General features: G+C 69.3%; 19 protein-coding genes. 14 read left to right on the plus strand and 5 right to left on the minus strand.

The genetic code is table 11. The features are described 5' to 3' along the window. Positions 1–132 precede the first annotated feature (132 nt). The 9 genes from VLG41_RS03740 (at position 133) to VLG41_RS03780 (ending at position 8,964) form a co-directional block, all read left to right on the plus strand. Positions 133–612: an Lrp/AsnC family transcriptional regulator gene (locus VLG41_RS03740; RefSeq protein ID WP_325348054.1), complete on the plus strand. Its 480-nt coding sequence runs from the start codon at positions 133–135 to the stop codon at positions 610–612. 339 nt (positions 613–951) lie between these two features. Continuing rightward, complete coding sequence (locus VLG41_RS03745) at positions 952–2,037, plus strand: TRAP transporter substrate-binding protein (protein WP_325348055.1); 1,086 nt, start codon at positions 952–954, stop codon at positions 2,035–2,037. Between the two features lie 15 nt (positions 2,038–2,052). Next, on the plus strand, positions 2,053–2,583 hold the full coding sequence (locus VLG41_RS03750) for a TRAP transporter small permease subunit (RefSeq protein ID WP_325348056.1): 531 nt from the start codon (positions 2,053–2,055) through the stop codon (positions 2,581–2,583). Between the two features lies 1 nt (position 2,584). Continuing rightward, positions 2,585–3,901 carry a TRAP transporter large permease subunit gene (locus VLG41_RS03755; RefSeq protein ID WP_325348071.1) on the plus strand — a complete coding sequence of 439 codons (1,317 nt, stop codon included), beginning with the start codon at positions 2,585–2,587 and terminating at the stop codon, positions 3,899–3,901. 6 nt (positions 3,902–3,907) lie between these two features. Beyond that, positions 3,908–4,744, plus strand: a complete 837-nt coding sequence (locus tag VLG41_RS03760; protein ID WP_325348057.1) for a sulfite exporter TauE/SafE family protein — start codon at positions 3,908–3,910, stop codon at positions 4,742–4,744. Positions 4,745–4,765: 21 nt separating this feature from the next. After that, on the plus strand, positions 4,766–6,361 hold the full coding sequence (locus tag VLG41_RS03765) for a gamma-glutamyltransferase family protein (RefSeq protein ID WP_325348058.1): 1,596 nt from the start codon (positions 4,766–4,768) through the stop codon (positions 6,359–6,361). A gap of 47 nt (positions 6,362–6,408) precedes the next feature. Then, on the plus strand, positions 6,409–6,639 hold the full coding sequence (locus tag VLG41_RS03770) for a cysteine-rich CWC family protein (protein ID WP_325348059.1): 231 nt from the start codon (positions 6,409–6,411) through the stop codon (positions 6,637–6,639). After that, complete coding sequence (locus tag VLG41_RS03775) at positions 6,636–8,171, plus strand: MFS transporter (protein ID WP_325348060.1); 1,536 nt, start codon at positions 6,636–6,638, stop codon at positions 8,169–8,171. The genes VLG41_RS03770 and VLG41_RS03775 overlap by 4 nt, the downstream gene beginning before the upstream one ends. A gap of 28 nt (positions 8,172–8,199) precedes the next feature. Next, complete coding sequence (locus tag VLG41_RS03780; protein WP_325348061.1) at positions 8,200–8,964, plus strand: class II glutamine amidotransferase; 765 nt, start codon at positions 8,200–8,202, stop codon at positions 8,962–8,964. An 86-nt stretch (positions 8,965–9,050) separates the two neighbouring features. On the opposite strand, the gene VLG41_RS03785 is transcribed toward VLG41_RS03780, so the two are convergent. Genes VLG41_RS03785 through VLG41_RS03800 form a run of 4 tightly spaced genes read right to left on the minus strand, consistent with a single transcriptional unit; the run spans position 9,051 to position 13,113 of the window. Next, on the minus strand, positions 9,051–10,019 hold the full coding sequence (locus tag VLG41_RS03785) for a PDR/VanB family oxidoreductase (protein WP_325348062.1): 969 nt from the start codon (positions 10,017–10,019) through the stop codon (positions 9,051–9,053). An 8-nt stretch (positions 10,020–10,027) separates the two neighbouring features. Then, positions 10,028–10,807 carry an SDR family NAD(P)-dependent oxidoreductase gene (locus VLG41_RS03790; RefSeq protein WP_325348063.1) on the minus strand — a complete coding sequence of 260 codons (780 nt, stop codon included), beginning with the start codon at positions 10,805–10,807 and terminating at the stop codon, positions 10,028–10,030. A 7-nt stretch (positions 10,808–10,814) separates the two neighbouring features. Next, positions 10,815–11,795 (minus strand): tripartite tricarboxylate transporter substrate binding protein, encoded by a 981-nt coding sequence (locus tag VLG41_RS03795; protein ID WP_325348064.1) that lies wholly within the window; start codon positions 11,793–11,795, stop codon positions 10,815–10,817. A 43-nt stretch (positions 11,796–11,838) separates the two neighbouring features. After that, positions 11,839–13,113 (minus strand): aromatic ring-hydroxylating dioxygenase subunit alpha, encoded by a 1,275-nt coding sequence (locus VLG41_RS03800; protein ID WP_325348065.1) that lies wholly within the window; start codon positions 13,111–13,113, stop codon positions 11,839–11,841. Positions 13,114–13,266: 153 nt separating this feature from the next. Between VLG41_RS03800 and VLG41_RS03805 the strand changes: the two genes are divergently transcribed. The 4 genes from VLG41_RS03805 to VLG41_RS03820 all read left to right on the plus strand — a co-directional run bounded on the left by VLG41_RS03805 (position 13,267) and on the right by VLG41_RS03820 (position 16,890). Beyond that, positions 13,267–14,025 carry an IclR family transcriptional regulator gene (locus VLG41_RS03805; RefSeq protein ID WP_325348066.1) on the plus strand — a complete coding sequence of 253 codons (759 nt, stop codon included), beginning with the start codon at positions 13,267–13,269 and terminating at the stop codon, positions 14,023–14,025. Positions 14,026–14,130: 105 nt separating this feature from the next. After that, on the plus strand, positions 14,131–15,156 hold the full coding sequence (locus VLG41_RS03810) for an ABC transporter substrate-binding protein (RefSeq protein ID WP_325348067.1): 1,026 nt from the start codon (positions 14,131–14,133) through the stop codon (positions 15,154–15,156). A 1-nt stretch (position 15,157) separates the two neighbouring features. Beyond that, a complete protein-coding gene (locus tag VLG41_RS03815) occupies positions 15,158–16,045 on the plus strand; it encodes an ABC transporter ATP-binding protein (protein ID WP_325348068.1) in 888 nt (295 codons plus the stop codon). 17 nt (positions 16,046–16,062) lie between these two features. Further along, positions 16,063–16,890: an ABC transporter permease gene (locus VLG41_RS03820; RefSeq protein ID WP_325348072.1), complete on the plus strand. Its 828-nt coding sequence runs from the start codon at positions 16,063–16,065 to the stop codon at positions 16,888–16,890. 8 nt (positions 16,891–16,898) lie between these two features. On the opposite strand, the gene VLG41_RS03825 is transcribed toward VLG41_RS03820, so the two are convergent. Beyond that, positions 16,899–17,111, minus strand: coding sequence for a DUF4287 domain-containing protein (locus VLG41_RS03825; RefSeq protein ID WP_325348069.1), 213 nt, complete (start codon positions 17,109–17,111; stop codon positions 16,899–16,901). A gap of 184 nt (positions 17,112–17,295) precedes the next feature. Between VLG41_RS03825 and VLG41_RS03830 the strand changes: the two genes are divergently transcribed. Then, on the plus strand, positions 17,296–17,601 hold a 306-nt coding region (locus tag VLG41_RS03830; protein WP_325348070.1), incomplete at its 3' end, for a hypothetical protein.

Here is a 17,601-nt window from a genome sequence, read left to right on the forward strand (position 1 = left end):
TAGGGCCAGCCGGCTTGGGCGGTCGACTAGGCCGAATGACGGTCAAGTGCCTGCCACACGCTGTGGCGGCGGTTCCCCGGGGAGTTTCCGGGTCGGTACTTGTGCTTGGCTCGCGGGTTGCTAAGCCCCAGCATGAACCCATCACCCCTCCCCGCCGACCTGGGCCTGAGCAAACTGGACAGCGCCCTGCTCCACATCCTTGTCAAAGACGGACGCGCTTCCTTTGCCGAACTGGCGCGCCACCTGGGCATCTCCCGCGCGCACGCCCGCGCACGGGTGCAGGCGCTGCAGGCCAATGGCGTGATCGAACTGTTCGCGGCCGTCATCAACCCCGAGAAGCTCGGCCAGGTGAACTCCACGTTCCTGGACATCGTGGTCACGCCAGCGGCGATCGAGCGCGTCGCGCAGGATCTGGCCGACTGCCCCGAGGTGGTGAGCCTCTACATCATGAGCGACTTGCGCAGCCTGCACGTGCACGCGCTCACCGAGAGCGCGGCCAGCTTCGAGGCCTTCGTGCGCCGGCACGTGTTCAACCGGCCGGAGATCGTATCGGTGGACTGCAAGACGCTGCTGACGCGGGTGAAGAACCGCCGCGGGGGGGCCCGGCTGTGATCACCGGGTGAACGGCCCGCGATGGTGCGGGCGCACCGTTGGCGTGCGGCGGTGCCATTTGTTCAGTGCAGTTGGTCGCCTCTCGCCTGAGGCATGAAACCGGGTCCCGGCCACCACCCATGCGCTTGACAAACGATCGTTCGGCGGCCTTGCACTGAACATTTGGCAGGTGCGCAGCGGCACGGATTCGCACCAAACGCAAGCCTGTGGCACGGGCGGGCGTCGAGTGCACCTTGCGCCAGCGGCAAACGCCACGTGGCACGGGCTTTGCGAATGAGGGTGTCTGTCGCTTGACAAACGTCACCTCCTCAACCCACCCACCTGACAGGAGCGTCTTCCATGGCCCTGATCCGCCGCCAATTCCTCTCCCGCGCCGCCCTCGCCACCAGCGCGCTCGGCGCACCCGTGCTCGCCCACGCGCAAACGGCGCGCTTCAACTGGAAGATGACCAGCGCCTATGGCAAGGGTTCACCGTTCTACATGGACGGCCCCGGCAGCGCCACCGACCTGGCCAAGCGCATCCGCGAGATGTCCGACGGGCGCCTGAACATCCAGGTGTTCGGCGCGGGCGAGCTCATCCCCGCGTTCGAGGGCTTCGATGCGGTGCGCGCCGGCACGGTGGAGATGAACCACGCCAACAGCTACTTCTGGACCGGCAAGACGTTCGCTGCCCAGTACTTCACCGCCGTACCCTTCGGCCTGAACTTCCAGGGCATGAACGGCTGGCTGTACGACGGCGGCGGCCAGGAACTGTGGAACGAGGTCTACGCGCCCTTCGGCATGGTGGCCATGCCCTGTGGCAACACCGGCGTGCAGATGACGGGCTGGTTCAAGAAGGAGATCAAATCGGTCGCCGACTTCAAGGGTTTGAAGATGCGCATTCCCGGCCTGGCCGGCAAGGTGTACGCCAACCTGGGGGTGGACGTAAAGGTGCTGCCCGGCGGCGAGATCTTCCCGGCGCTGGAGCGCGGCGTGATCGACGCGGCCGAATTCGTGGGCCCCTTCCAGGACCGCCGCCTGGGCCTGCAGAAGGCGGCCAAGTTCTACTACACCACCGGCTGGCACGAGTCCTCCACCGTGTCGGAGCTGCTCATCAACAAGGCCGCCTGGGACAAGCTGCCCAAGGACCTGCAGGCCATCGTGAGCAACGCGGCTGCCGCCTGCAACGTGATCAGCGAGGGCTGGTGCCAGAAGGCCAATTCGGAGGCCATGGAAGACCTGGTGAAGAACCAGGGCGTGACCGCGCGGCCTCTGCCCGATGACGTGATCAAGGCCCTGAAGGCCGAGACCGAGAAGGTGCTGGCCGAGGCCGTGAAGGACCCGCTGACGAAGAAGGTGCACGACTCCTACTTCGCCTTCAAGACCAAGTACGACCGCTGGAGCGAGATCAGCGAAGAGGCTTACCACCTCAAGGTGCGCGGCTGATCGGGAGCGAGGTTCATGCTCAAGGCGTTGCGGCCACTGGCCGCGTTCATCGAAGGCCTGATCGACCGCACGGGCGCGCTCACCGCATGGATCGCGCTGGCCATGATCGGCCTGGTGGCCACCAACGTGCTGCTGCGCTATGCCTTCAGCCTCGGCTCGGTGTGGGCGCAGGAGCTGGAATGGCACCTGCTCGCGGCGCTCATCCTGCTGGGCATGGGCCACGCGCTGCAGCGTGGCGAGAACGTTCGCGTCGACCTGTTCTATTCGCGATTCTCACCAGGCCTGAAGCGCGCGGTCGACGTGGCCGCTGCGCTGTTGTTGATCGCCGTGAGCCTGGCCTTCATCAAGTTGTCCATGGCCTACGTGGGCCAGGCCTACGCGATCAACGAGCAGTCGCCCGACCCCGGCGGACTGCCCTACCGCTGGGCCATCAAGGCGCTGATCCCGCTGGGCTACGGTCTGCTCGTGCTGCAGCAGCTCGCCCATCTGGGGCGCCTGCTGAGCCCGGGCGGCCACGCGTCGAGCCAAGGAGACGCGCGTGTTTGAGATGCACACCTACGCCCTCATGATGCTGGGCGGCTTCTTCGTGATGCTGATGATCGGCATCCCGGTGGCCGTGAGCCTGGCGGTCACGGGCTTCCTGTTCGGCTGGCTCGGCTTCGGCGACACGCTGTTCAATCTGCTGCCCGCCCGCTTCTACGGCGTGGTGGGCGGCTACCAGTGGATGGCGATCCCGCTGTTCGTGTTCATGGGCGTGATGCTGGAGAAATCTCGCCTGGCCGACGACCTGCTCGACGTCATGGGCCACCTGGCCGGTGGTCTCAAGGGCGGCATGGCCATCGGCATCGTGCTGTTCGGTGTGCTCATGGGTGCCACCACCGGCATCGTGGGCGCCACCATCATCACGCTGGGCCTGCTCACGCTGCCCACGCTGATCCGCCGCGGCTACGACAAGAGCGTCGCCTGCGGCGTGATCTGCGCGTCCGGCACCCTGGGCCAGATCATTCCGCCCAGCCTGATCCTCATCCTGCTCTCGGACATCATGCAGTTGTCGGTGGGCACGCTGTTCGCCGCCGCCGTGGGCCCGGGCGTGTTGCTGGCTGTCGTGTACATCGTCTACCTGGTGGTGATGGGCTGGCTTCGCCCGGCGAGCATGCCTGCGCTGCCGCTGGAGGAACGCGACGCGGTCTCGCGTCGCGAGCTCTGGGTGCGCTTCTTCAAGGTGCTCGTGCCGCCGGTGATGCTGGTGGTGGCGGTGCTCGGCTCCATCGTGGGCGGCGTGGCCGCACCCACCGAAGCCGCGAGCATGGGCGCCGTGGGTGCGGTGCTGATCACCGCGCTGTTGGGCCGCTTCAGCTGGAAGACCTTGAAGGAGACCGCGCTGGACACCAGCAAGATCACCGCGCTGATGATGTTCATCCTGATGGCGGCGCAGGTCTTCGCGCTGTCGTTCCGCGGCTTGCAGGGCGAGGAGCTGATCGCCGCGATGTTCGAGCGGCTGCCCGGCGGGGTGAACACAGCCATCTGGTTCCTCATGGCCATCATCTTCGTGCTTGGCTTCTTCGTGGAATGGATCGAGATCAGCTACATCGCGGTGCCGCTGTTCCTGCCCATCCTCATCAACCTGGGCGTGGACCCGGTGTGGCTGGCGATGCTGATCACGGTGAACCTGCAGTCGAGCTTCCTGACGCCGCCCTTCGGCTGGGCGCTGTTCTACCTGAAGGGCGTGGCGCCACCGAGCGTCAACATCAAGGACATCTACAAGGGTGTGCTGCCATTCATCCTGCTGCAGGCCATCACGCTGCTGCTGGTGTTCCAGTTCCCCTCCATCGCGACCTGGCTGCCCAAGGCCATCGGCTGGTAGACACGCATGGCCTTCTTCGATCAGTACAGCACCGCCTGGTTGCTGGGGCTGGCGGCAGCCCTGTTGGCCACCGGCCTGGTGGCGGGCGTGCTCGCCGGCCTGCTCGGCGTCGGTGGCGGCATCGTCATCGTGCCGGTGCTCTACCACCTGTTCACGCTGCTCGGCGTCGACGAATCCGTGCGCATGCACGTGGCCGTGGGCACCTCGCTCGCCACCATCGTGCCGACCTCCATCCTGTCCAGCCGCGCCCACCGGCGCAAGGGCAGCCTGGACCCGGCGCTGATCCGCCAGTTGCTGCCCTGGGTGGTGCTGGGCGTGGGACTGGGCGCCGTGGCCAGCGGCCTGCTCAAGGGCAGCGCGCTCACGGCCGTGTTCGCGGGCGTGGCGCTGCTGGTGGCGCTGAACATGGCTTTCAAGCGCGACGGTGTGGCGCTGCACGACGGCTTGCCCGGCACGCTGGGCACGGCCTTCATCGGTGGCGGCATCGGGGGTCTGTCCACGCTCATGGGCATCGGCGGCGGCACCCTGTCGGTGCCCATTCTCAACGCGCTGCGCGTGCCCATGCACCGCGCGGTGGGCACGGGCGCGCTGCTGGGCACGGTCATCAGCGTGCCCGGGGCGCTGGCCTTCGTCATCAACGGCCTGGGCGTGCCGCTGCGCCCGCCCCTGAGCCTGGGCTACGTCAACGCCGTGGGCTTCGCGCTCATCGTGCCGGCCACGCTGCTGACCACCGGCTGGGGTGCGACACTCGCGCACCGCATCGATGCCCGGCGCCTGCGCCAGGTCTTCGCGCTCTTTCTCGCGCTGACCTCGCTGCGCATGTTCGCCGGGCTGTTCGCCTGACACCACCTTGGAGACATCGGCGTGATTCACACCCTCAGGGCCTTGGGCGGCATGGCCGTGGCCCCCCACCACCTGGCCGCCCAGGCCGCACGCGACGTGCTGCGCGATGGCGGCAACGCCGTCGAGGCGATGGTCGCGGCGGCCGCCACCATCGCGGTGGTCTATCCGCACATGAACGCCATCGGCGGCGACGGCTTCTGGCTCATCCACGAGCCCGGACAGCCGGTACGCGCCATCGACGCCTGCGGCCCCGCCGCGCGCCGGGCCACGCCGGATTTCTATCGGGGCGTCGAGGCCATTCCCTCGCGCGGCCCGCTGGCCGCGCTGACCGTGGCCGGCACCGTCGGGGGCTGGGCGCGCGCGCTCGAGGTCTCCGCACGCTGGGGCGGCACGCTGGACCTGCCGCGTCTGCTGGGCGACGCCATCCGCCACGCGCACGAGGGCGTGGCCGTGACGGCCAGCCAGGCCGCGCTCACGCGCGCCAAGCTGAATGACGGCCTCGGCACCGCCCCGGGTTTCGCCGCCACCTACCTGGCCGATGGCCAACCCCCACCCGTGGGCCACCGGCTGCGCCAGCCGGCCCTGGCCGACACCCTGCGGCACCTGGCCACGCACGGGCTCGACGACTTCTACCGCGGCGAATTGGGCGCGCGCATCGGCGCCGCGCTGCAGCGCGTGGGCAGCCCCGTCGGTGCCGAAGACCTCGCGGCCTACCGCGCCGCCTTCGTCGAACCGCTGGCGGTGAAGCTGCGCGACAGCACGGTCTACAACCTGCCGCCGCCCACGCAGGGCCTGTCCACGCTGATGATCCTGGGCCTGTTCGAGCAGCTCGGCGTGGGGGGCAGCGAAGGTGAGTCCTTTGCCCACCTGCACGGCCTGGTGGAAGCCACCAAGCGCGCCTTTCGCGTGCGCGACCGCGTGGTCACCGACCCCGGCCGCCTGCCCGAAGACCCTCGCACCCACCTCGAGCCCGCGGCGCTGGCCGCGCTCGCGGCGCAGATCGATGCGAAACGCGCCCTGCCCTGGCCCGACCCCAGCGCGCCGGGCGACACCATCTGGATGGGCGTCGTCGACCGCGAAGGCCGCGCGGTGAGCTTCATCCAGAGCGTGTACTGGGAGTTCGGTTCGGGCACCGTGCTCGACGGCCTGGGCATCTGCTGGCAGAACCGGGGCACCAGCTTCTCGCTGGACCCGCGCGCGCTCAACGTGCTGGAGCCCGGCCGCAAGCCCTTCCACACGCTCAACCCCTCGCTCGCGCTGTTCGACGATGGCCGCGTGATGCCCTTCGGCACCATGGGCGGCGAAGGCCAGCCGCAGACGCAGGCCGCCGTGTTCACCCGCTACGCGCGCTTCGGCCAGCCGCTGCAACAGGCCGTCAGCGCACCGCGCTGGTTGTTGGGCCGCACCTGGGGCGCCAGCAGCACCTCCCTCAAGCTGGAGAGCCGCTTCGACCCGGCACTGGTGCGCCAACTGGCCGACGCCGGCCACGTGGTGGAGGTGCTGGACGAGCCCTTCAGCGACACCATGGGCCATGCGGGCGCGCTGGTGCGGCGGGCCGATGGCGTCATCGAGGGCGCGGCCGACCCGCGCAGCGACGGGGCGGTGGCCGGCGTCTGAGGCCACCGGGCCCGCGCAGCGGCGACAATGGCGCGCACCCCCGCGCCATGCCTACGCCACCCGCCCTCCCCATCGACGCCACGCGCTGCCCCCTGTGCGGCGGGGACAACCGCTGCGCGGTGGAGATCGAGAAGGCCACGGGCGAGCCTCAGCCCCCGTGCTGGTGCGTGAGCGAAACCTTCACCCCCGAGCTGCTCGCCCGCATCCCCGAGGCGGCGCGCCGCACGGCCTGCATCTGCCAGGCCTGTGTGCGCAAGGCGCTGGCGCCATCCTCATGAGCGAAGCACCGGCGCCCACCCCCAACCCCCACGGCCTGCCCGCGCTGCGCGAGCGCTACGGCCCGCGCTACCGCTGGCTGCTGTTGCTCGCGGTGATGGTGGGCACCATGGCGTCCATCATGTCGTCGACGGTGGTCAACGTGGCCATTCCGGACATGAGCCATCACTTCACGCTCGGCCAGGAGCGCGCGCAGTGGGTCACCTCGGGCTTCATGGCGGCCATGACCGTGTCCATGCTGACCACGCCCTGGCTGCTGGCGCGCTACGGCTACCGCGCCACCTACTCGGGTTGCATGTGGCTGCTGCTGGCCGGCGGCGTGGCCGGCGGCCTGGCGAACGACTACCCCCTGGTGCTGGCCGCGCGCGTGGCCGAGGGCCTGGCCGCGGGCGTGGTGCAGCCCATCCCCGCCATCATCATCCTGCGCGCCTTCGACTCCAGCGAACAGGGCCGCGCCAGCGGCATCTTCGGCATGGGCGTGGTGCTGGCCCCGGCGCTGGGGCCCAGCATCGGTGGCGTGCTGGTCGACTGGTTCGGCTGGCGCTCCATCTTCTTCATGGTGGTGCCGTTCTGCATCGTCTCGCTGTGGCTGGCGCGCAAGCTCATTCCCACCACCGCGCCGGGCGGCGCCGAGGCCAACCGCGCCGGCGCCGCGCTCGACTGGCGCGGCCTGCTGCTGGCCAGCGCGGGCACCTTGTGCCTGCTCAACGGCCTGGTGGAGTTGCAGGGCGGCACGCCGCTCACCGCCGCCAGCCTGCTGCTGGGCGCGGTGGCGCTGCTGGTGGGCTTCATCTGGCTCGCGCGGCGCATGCTGCACACGCACCGCCACGCGCACGGGCCCGAACCGCTGATGAACCTGAGCCTGTTCGCCGACCGCCGCTTCGCCATGGGCAGCCTGGTGGCCTTCATTTACGGCCTGGCGCTGTTCGGCTCCACCTACCTGCTGCCGGTGTACATGCAGATGGGCCTGCAGCTCTCGCCGTCGGTGGTGGGCACGGTGCTGCTGCCGTCGGGCCTGGTGCTGGCCATCAGCATCGCCGCCGTGGGCCGCCTGGCCGACCGCCAGCCCACGCACCGCCTGGTCAGCATCGGCCTGGTGCTGCTGGCGGCCTCGTTCGCGCTGATGGTCACCATCCGCCTGGAGCACGCGGCGCGCATCATTCCGCTGCTGGTGATCTGGGCCATCGTCGGGCGCATCGGCCTGGGCTTCATCCTGCCCTCGCTCAACATCGGCGCCATGCGCGGGCTGGGCCCGGCCCACATCCCGCAGGGCGCCAGCGTCATCAACTTCCTGCGCATGCTGGGCGGCGCCGCGGGCGTGAGCCTGTGCGGCATCTTCCTGGAATGGCGCCTGGCCGCGCACGGCGCACCGCTCGACGCATCGCCGACCACGCCCGCGCGCATCGCGGCCTTCGACGAGACCTTCCTCATGCTCGCGGCCATTTGCGCGCTGGCCCTCGTGGCCGCCATGCGACTGAAGCCGCCAGCGCCACCGGTGCCGCCGCCGCCCGAGCGGCAGACCGGTCCGGCCTGAGCCGCCGGCGACGAGGCAGAATCCGCCCATGTGCCAACTGCTGGGACTCAACTGCGCCACGCCCACGGACGCGTCGTTCAGCTTCACGGGCTTTTGCGACCGCGGCGGCAAGACCGACCACCACGCCGACGGCTGGGGCATCGCCTTCTTCGAGGGCAAGGGCCTGCGCCTGTTCATCGACCACCGCAGCGCGCACGACTCGCCCATGGCGGCCTTCCTGCAGGGCTACCCGCTCAAGAGCCGCAACATCATTGCCCACGTGCGCAAGGCCACCATCGGCGAGGTGGCACTGGAGAACGCCCACCCCTTCGTGCGCGAGCTGTGGGGTCGGCAATGGGTGTTCGCGCACAACGGCGACCTGAAAGACTACGCGCCCCATCTGCACAGCCACTTCCGCCCCGTGGGCAGCACCGACAGCGAACGCGCCTTCTGCTGGCTGATGCAGGAACTGGCCAAGTCGCACGCCGGCCTGCCCAGCGTGGACGAGCTCACCCACACCCTGCGCGAGCTGGTGCCGCAGGTGCGCCGCTTCGGCACCTTCAACTTCCTGCTCTCCAACGGCGAGGCGCTGTGGGCCCACTGCAGCACGAAGCTGCATTGGCTGGTGCGCCAGCACCCCTTCTCGCAGGCCACGCTGAAGGACCGCGACTGGACGGTGAACTTCGCCGACCTCAACCAGCCCGGCGACCGCGCGGCGGTGATCGTGACCACGCCGCTCACCAGCAACGAGGTGTGGACGCCCTTCGCGCCCGAGGAGCTCAAGGTCTTCGTGGACGGGCTGCCGGTGGGTTGAGCGATCCGCCGTCGGGCCGCCCCAAGGCGGATCAGCCCCCTCGGGGGGCAGCGACCCGCGCAGCGGCGGAGCGTGGGGGCCTCGTTTCAAGCGTCGAGGACGAGGCGTTCCGAGCGACAGCGGGACACGCAGACCATCATCGACTGGTTCGCCGCGCGCTCGCTCTCGGTGAGGATGCTGTCGCGGTGGTCCACCTCGCCTTCGAGCACGCGCGTTTCGCAGGCGCCGCACAGGCCCTCGCGGCAACTGTGGTCGGGCGACAGCCCGGCCTCCAGCATCGCGTCCAGCACCGAGCAGTCGGCGCGAACCTCGATGCGCCGCGCACTGCGGCGCAGTTCCACGGTGAAGGTGGCGGCCTCGGGTGCCTCGGCCGGCGCAGGCGCGGCGGCGAAGCGCTCGATGTGCGCGTTCGCCAGGCCCAGGGCCTCGCAAGCCGAGAGGAAGGCGTCCAACATGGGCCCAGGGCCGCAGGCGTAGAGGTGGCTGTCTTTGGCGTATGGGTTCAGCCGCGCGCGCAGGTCGGGCGGGCCGCCGGCCTCGTCGTCGAAGTGCCAGTGCACGCGCAGCGTGGGCGAGGCCAGATCGTTCAGGCGCTCGAGGAAGGCCGCATCGGCGCGTGAGCGCGCGCAGTAGATGAGATCCGCCGAACGGCCCAAGGCCGACAGGCGCTCCAGCATGCACAGGATGGGCGTGATGCCGATACCGCCGGCCACGAACACCGAATGTCCGGCCGACTCGTGCAGGGCGAAGTTGTTGCGCGGCGCCGAGATGTCCAGCACCTGGCCCACGCGCAACTGCTCGTGCACGAAAGCCGAGCCCCCGCGGCTCTTGCGGTCCTTCAGCACGCCGACCACGTAGCGCCCCGCCTCGCCGGCCGGGTTGAGCAGCGAGTAGCTGCGCACCAGGCCATTGCCCAGGTGCAGGTCGATGTGCGCGCCGGGTTCGTGCGGCGCAAAGACCACGCCCGCGTGTTCGGGGCGCAGCTCGACGCTGACCACATCGCGCGCTTCGTAGCGCAGACAGTGGACGCGGGCCTTGAGCGTGGGAGTCGTCATCGCGCGCCTCACATGATGTGCAGGCCGCCGTCCACCATCAACGTGGTGCCGGTGATGAACGAGGCCTCGGCCGACGCCAGCCACAGGATCGGCCAGGCGATCTCTTCGGGGCTGGCCCAGCGGCCGATGAGGGAGGTGTCCTTGCGCTCGGTGCGCAGTTGGTCGACGCTCTTGCCCGACGCCGTGGCTCGGCCCACATGGAAATCGGTCAGCGTGGAGCCGGGGCACACCGCGTTGGCGCGCACGCCATGGGCCGATTCCTCGAACGCCAGCGTGCGCGTGAAGGCCAGTTGCGCGGCCTTGGTGGCGTCGTACAGCGCCATGCCGCGCCGCCCGGTGACGGCGTAGCACGAGGACACGTTGACGATGGCGCCCGCGCGCGAGCGGCGCAGCGCCGGCAGCGCGGCCTGGCAGTAGTTGGACATGCCCGCCAGGTTCACCGCCACGATGGCCTGCCAGTCGGCGGGCGACACATCGGCCGCCGGCAGGTAGTTGCGCATGGCGGCGTTGTTCACCAGCACGTCCAGCGCGCCCCACTCGTCCAGGCAGTGGGCCACCGCGGCCTGCGCCCGCGCCGGGTCCGACACGTCGGCCGCGACACACAACAGGCGCGCCTCGGGCTGCGCCTCGAGGATGGCCGCGCGCGTGCGCTCCAGCGCCTGCGGATCGGCGTCCACCATCGCCACCGCCGCGCCCTCGCGGCAGAACAGGGCCGACGCGGCCGCGCCGATGCCGGCACCGCCCCCCGTGATCATGGCCGCCCGGCCAGCCAGTCGCATCGATGCCATGCCGCCCTCAATCCAGCTTGACGCCGATGTCCTTGACGACCTTGCCCCAGCGCTTGGTCTCCGAGGCGATCCAGTGGCCGAACTCGCGCGGCGAGCTGGCCACCACCTCGAATTCCATCTCGTGCAGGCGGGCCTGGATGTCGGGCGACTTCAGGATTTTCACCATCTCGTCGTTGTAGCGCTTGATGATGTTCGGCGGCGTGCCCGCCGGCGCGAGGAAGCCGATCCACGAGGTGGCCTCGAAGTCCTTCAGGCCCGACTCCGCCAGCGTGGGCACGTCCGGCGTGCTGGGAAAACGCGTGAGGCCGGTGCTGGCCAGCAGTCGCAGCTTGCCTTCCTTCACGAAGCCCTGCACGTTGCCTGGCACGAAGAAGCCGGTCTGCACCATGCCCGCCACCAGGTCGGACACCGCGGGCGCCGCGCCCCGGTAAGGAATGTGCGTGATGTTGAAGCCGGCCTCCGACTTCATCATCTCCATCGTCAGGTGCGAGGCGCTGCCCACCGAGACCGAGCCGTAGTTCAGCTTCTCCGGGCTGCTCTTGGCCGTGGCGATGAAATCCTTGACGCTGGTGATGCCCGTGGCCGGGTTCACCACCAGGTACTGCGGCGACTTCACCGCCAGCGTGATCGGCGCCAGGTCCTTCAGCGGATCGAAGGGCATCTTGCTGAAGAGGCTCACGTTGATGGCCAGCGGCCCGTTGTAGCCCACCAGCAGGGTGTGGCCGTCGGGCGCGGAGCGCACCACGTCCAGCGTGCCGATGTTGCCGCCCGCGCCGCCCTTGTTCTCCACCACGAAGGGCTGGCCGAACACCTCCTGCAGCTTGGGCGCGACCAGACGCGCGAGCACGTCGTTGGTGCTGCCCACGATGGGCACCATGATGCGCACGGGCTTGCTGGGCTTCCAGTCGGCCGCGCCTTGCGCCCATGCGGGGCTGGCGGCGGCCACGCCCAACAGGGCGGCGGCGAGAAGGGATCGGCGTGGGAACATGTCTTGTCTCCTGTGGTTGGCTGGGTGATACCGGCTCAGGCCTTCACAGGCTGAACACCGGCTTGTCGATGCTGTTGGCCAGATGCTCCCTGGCCCATTCGACCGGGTTCTGCTCCTTGGGCAGCAGCACGCCGGCGGGCCGAACGCGCTGCTGGCTGGCGTCCAGCGCGGGTGGTGTGATGCCCTGTTCGATGCCCAGCGCCGCTTCCGACAGCATGCGCCGCGCCATGACGATCGCCTTGTCGGTGGGCAGCAGCTGCTCGGCCTCGTGGTTCTGGATCGGGCCCATGCTTTCCTGCAGCGAGTAGTCCTGCGCGGAGAAGCCGAACACGCCGCTGTACGAGCGCTTTTCGCGCTGCGCCACGCGGTCCATGCCGTAGTCGTTGTCGCGATTGGCCTTGGGGACGAAGCTGCCCGGCGCCTCGTACTCCACGTGGATGCCCTGGCCGGCTTCCATGGCGGCGCGCTCCTCGGCCGACAGCGGACGGAAGGGTTGCCAGTTGATGCTCCAGGCCCAGCAGTGGTGGTCGTCGATGGGCACCCACACGTGGCCACCCAGCGCGTGCTCGCCGAAGGGCGCGATCAGCGTGAACCAGGGGAACAGCCACTGGGTGACGCGCCAGTAGTAGGAATCGGGCTCGCCATTGCGGCGGCCGAACAGGCCCAGGCCATAGGGCGTCTTCTCGATCTCGAACACCACGTTGCCATCGGCCTTGATGTAGTCCAGCGCCTTGACGCCCTGGTGCATGGGGTCGGTGTCCACCTCGTAGCGGTGCACGTAGGACACGTGCGCCGTGTCGATGCCGCCTTCCATGGCCTGCAGCCAGTTGCTGTACTGCAGGCGCTTGGACACGTAGACGTGGCTGTCCGGCAGCGTGCACCACTCGATCTCGGGCGGCGCGGGCTGGTGCTCGGCCGGGCCCATGTAGGCCCAGACGATGCCGCCGCGCTCCACGCAGGGGTAGCCCTTGATGTGCATGCGCGCGCAGGACTGCGGCGAGGACGGCACGTCCACGCACTTGCCGTCGCCGTCGAACTTGACGCCGTGGTACGCGCAGCGGATGCCGTTTTCCTCATTGCGGCCGAAATACAGCGACACGCCGCGGTGCGAACAGAACTCGCTGATCAGGCAGGCCCTGCCGTCCGTGTTGCGAAAGGCCAGCAGCTTCTCTCCCAGCAGTTGCACGCGCACCTGCGGGCCATCGGCCTCGGGGATCTCCTTCGACGCCAGCGCGGGCACCCAGTAGCGGCGCAGCAGTTCACCCATGCGGGTGCCGGGGCCGACGCGGGTCAGCGTCTCGGACATTTCCTTGTTCATCCAACATCTCCTGCGGGTCATTGTCCTCGTGGTGGACAGTTGGTTCATTATGTGGACACGCTTGATCTGTGTCAACAGACGATCATCATGTCCGCCAGATGGACAGTATGACTGCGTAACATCGACAGCCAGCGAGTCACCAAGGGCAAGACCATGGAATCGGCCGAAAAAGCAGGGGAAGGTGTCCGCGCAGTGGACAGGGCGCTGGACATCCTGATGGCCTTCACGGCCACCGACCACCGCCTGACGGCGGGCGAACTGGCCAGACGGGTGGACCTGAGCCGCCCCACGCTGTACCGCCTGCTGCGCACGCTGGAGCACAAGGGCTTCATCGTGTCCTCGGGCGAGCCGCAGCGCTTCGAACTGGGCCCGTCGGTGGCCAACCTGGCGCACGTGTGGGGCGCGGGCCTGGACATCGCCACCGTGGCGCAGCCCATGATGCGCCGGCTGTGGGAGGCCACGGGCGAGACCGTGTCCCTGCTGGTCCACCAGGGCGCCATCCGCACCTGCGTGGCCGAGTTGCCCAGCGCGCAGCCGCTGAGCTTCAAGCGCGGCGTGGGCTACAGCACCGACGTAACCCTGGGCGCCAGCGGCCGAGTGATCCTGGCGCACGTGGCCTCGCCCGAGGCCTACCTGGGGGGCGAAGGCGCGCGCGACAGGGACCTCGTGGCCTACCTCGACCGCCTGCGGACCATCCGCGAGCAGGGCTTCGAAATCAGCCGCGACGAGCTCATCAAGGGCGCCGTCGCCATGGCCGTGCCCTACTTCGGCGGCGACGGCCAGGTGAAGGGCTCACTGGCGGTGTTTGGCCCCGGCGTGCGCGTGGACGAGGAGCGCGTGCGCGCCATCGTGGCGGTGCTGAAGGAAGAAGGCGAGCGCTTGTCGGCGGCACTGGGGTACCGCGCGCGCTAGGGCAATCCCCCACCCCGCGCGGCGCGAGGGGCACACCCCCCGGTCTATCATCGACGCGCACCCTTCCCGGCGGGACCACCCGCCTTCGCCCTCAGGAGACAAGACATGCAACGACGCCACTTCGTCGCCGGCGGCCTCGCCGCGGCCAGCCTGCCCCGCTTCGCTTTCGCGCAGGGCATCGAGAAGCCCAAGTGCACCATCGCCGTGGGCGGCAAGAACCTCTTCTACTACCTGCCGCTCACCATCGCTGAGCAACTGGGCTACTTCAAGGACGAGGGCCTGGACCTCACCATCGTCGACTTCGCCGGCGGCTCGCGCGCGCTGCAGGCCGTGGTGGGCGGCAGCGCCGACGTGGTCTCGGGCGCCTTCGAGCACACGGTCAACATGCAGTTCAAGGGTCAGCCCATGCGCGCCTTCGTGCTGCAGGGGCTGGCACCGCAGATCGTGCTGGGCGTCAACCCCAAGACCATGGCCAACTTCAAGACCGTGGCCGACCTCAAGGGCAAGAAGATCGGCGTGACCGCGCCGGGCAGCTCCACCAACGTGCTGGTGAACTTCGTGCTGGCCAAGGCGGGCTTGAAGCCCAGCGACGTGAGCATCGTCGGCGTGGGCGCGAGCAACGGCGCCGTGGCCGCCATGCGCGCGGGCCAGATCGACGCCATCAGCAACCTCGACCCCGTCATCACGCTGCTGCAGCGCTCGGGCGATCTGAAGATCGTGTCCGACACGCGCATCGTGAGCGAGGCCGAGAAGGTCTTCGGCGGCCCCATGCCCGCCGGCTGCCTGTACTGCCCGCAGGCCTTCATCGACAAGAACCCCAACACCGTGCAGGCCATGACCAACGCCATGGTGCGCGCCAACAAGTGGATTCAGAAAGCCGGCCCGGGCGACATCATCAAGGTGGTGCCCGAGAGCTACCTGCTCGGCGACCGCGCCGTGTACATCGACGGCTTCCTGGCCGCGCAGAAGGCCTTGTCGCCCGATGGCACCTTCCCCGCCAAGGGCTCGGAGACCGCCTTCCGCGCCCTGGGCAGCGTGGACCCGGCGATCGCCAAGGCCAAGCTCGACCTGAACGCGGTCTACACCAACAGCTTCGCGCAGAAGGCCAACAACAAGTACCCGAAAGGCTGAGATGTCGGCACCGGCGATCGAACTGCAGGACGTGGCCTGCACCTTCATCAGCAAGGACGCCCCCGGCCAGCGCTACACGGCGGTGGAACACGTGGACCTGACCGTGGGCGCGGGCGAGTTCGTCAGCGTGGTGGGGCCCACCGGCTGTGGCAAGAGCACGCTGCTCAACGTCGCGGCCGGTCTGCTGGAGCCCAGCAAGGGCGGCGCGCGCATCTTTGGTGAACCGCTGCAGGGCATCAACCCGCGCGCGGGCTACATGTTCCAGAGCGAGAGCCTGATGCCCTGGCGCACCGCGCTGCAGAACGTGATGGCCGGCCTGCAGTTCCGGGGGGTGGCCGAGCGCCAGGCCCGCGAGCAGGCCGACGACTGGCTGCGCCGCGTGGGCCTGGGCGGCTTCGGCGACCGCTACCCGCACCAGATGAGCGGCGGCATGCGCAAGCGCACCTCACTGGCGCAGACGCTGGTGCTCGACCCCGACATCATCCTCATGGACGAACCCTTCTCCGCGCTGGACATCCAGACGCGGCAGTTGATGGAGAACGAGGTGCTGGAGCTGTGGGCGGGCGACGAGCGCCGGGCCGCCCCAAGCTCGGCGCGCTCCCCCTCGGGGGGACAGCGCGAAGCGCATGGGGGTCACGGACGGAAAGCGGTGCTGTTCATCACCCACGACCTCGACGAGGCCATCGCCATGAGCGACCGCGTGGTGGTGATGTCGGCCGGCCCGGCCAGCCGCCCCATCGGCGACTTCGCCATCGACATCCCGCGCCCGCGCGACGTGGCCGAGGTGAAGACCACGCCGCGCTTCCTCGAGCTGCACGCCGCCATCTGGGCCGTGCTGCGCGACGAGGTGCTCAAGGGTTACCAGCAACAACTGCGCAAGGTCGCCTGAGGGTGGCCCTTCATCCGATGTGGAAGTTCCTCAAGCCCCGCCCGGGCAACCTCACGCTGTGGCAACTGGCCCTGCTGGTGCTGATCTTCGTGTTCTGGCACGTCATGACCACACCGGGCCTGGTGCCCACCTTCATGTTCGACAACGACCGCCAGGCCGCGTTCTTCTTCGGCGAGCCGCTGAAGATCTTCGTGCGCATCTGGGCCTGGTTCGTGCGCGACGCCGACATCTACGTGCACCTGTGGATCACCCTGGCCGAGACCCTGATGGCCTTCGGCATCGGCGCCGTCACGGGCCTGGCCGGCGGCCTGTGGCTGGCGCTCTCGCCCATGGCCTCGGCCATCCTGGAGCCCTACATCAAGGCGCTCAACTCCATGCCGCGCATCATCCTGGCGCCCATCTTCGCGGTGTGGTTCGGCCTGGGCATGGGCTCCAAGGTGGCGCTGGGCGTCACGCTGGTGTTCTTCATCGTCTTCTTCAACGTCTACCAGGGCGTGAAGGAGGTGAGCCCGGTGGTGCTGGCCAATGCGCGCATGCTGGGCGCCAGCCAGAAGCAGCTGCTGCGCCACGTGTACCTGCCCAGTGCCACGAGCTGGGTGTTCAGCTCGCTGCACACCAGCGTGGGCCTGGCCTTCGTGGGCGCGGTGGTGGGCGAATACCTCGGCTCATCGCAGGGCGTGGGCTACCTCATCCTGCAGGCCGAGGGGCAGTTCGACATCAACACGGTGATGGCGGGCATCCTGGTGCTCACCGCCTTCGCGCTGGTGCTGGATGCGTTCGTGGGGCGCATCGAGAAGCGGCTGATGAAGTGGCAGCCGAAGGCGGGGGAGACGGAGAAGCTGTGAGCGCCAGCTTACGGCTGGCGGGCCAGGAACCAGGCCACCAGCGCATTGGCGTGGCCGTGGCCCAGGCCGTGGTCGGTCTTCAGTTGCGCCACCAGCTCCATGTGCTTGCGCGGGCCGGCCTGGCGCAGCACGCCCATCCAGTGGTCGATGGGCTGGCCATACTTCTTTTCGATCGAGGGGAAATAGGACGCGGGGCCCTGGGGTCTGCCGTTCGTGGCCATGGGTGTTTTCCTTTGCGCGAACCGGGGAAGCGTCAGGGCGGCCGCGCGCCCGGCCGCCATCTGACCAGGACGACGGTCGACGGCGCCCGGAATCGACAGCGGCCCTGAAAAAAAACTGGCGATGTGCGCCTCGCGGCGGCCGTCGCCCCGCGGGCGCGCCGTATTGGACGAGACAATGCGCCCGATGCACACCGCGAAGGACCCCGAAGCGCCCGTGAGAAGGCCGCTGCCCCCGCTGGCGGCGGTGCTGGCCTACCGCTGGCGGCCGCGCGGCTGGCTGGTGTCCGAGCCGCGCCGGCAAACCTTCGCCTGGTCGATCTCGCTGCTGGTGCACGCGCTCATCCTGAGCCTGACCTTCGGCGACGGCCTGGACCTGCCGGGACTGGAGTTGCCGTGGAAGGAGCGGCGCACCGAGGTGCCGGAGCTGCGGGTGCGGCTGACGCCGCCGCCAGCTCCCGCTGCCGAAGCGGCAGCGCCCGCCAGCGCGTCC

Source organism: Hydrogenophaga sp. (genome assembly GCF_035481345.1).
Lineage (GTDB): Bacteria > Pseudomonadota > Gammaproteobacteria > Burkholderiales > Burkholderiaceae_C > Hydrogenophaga.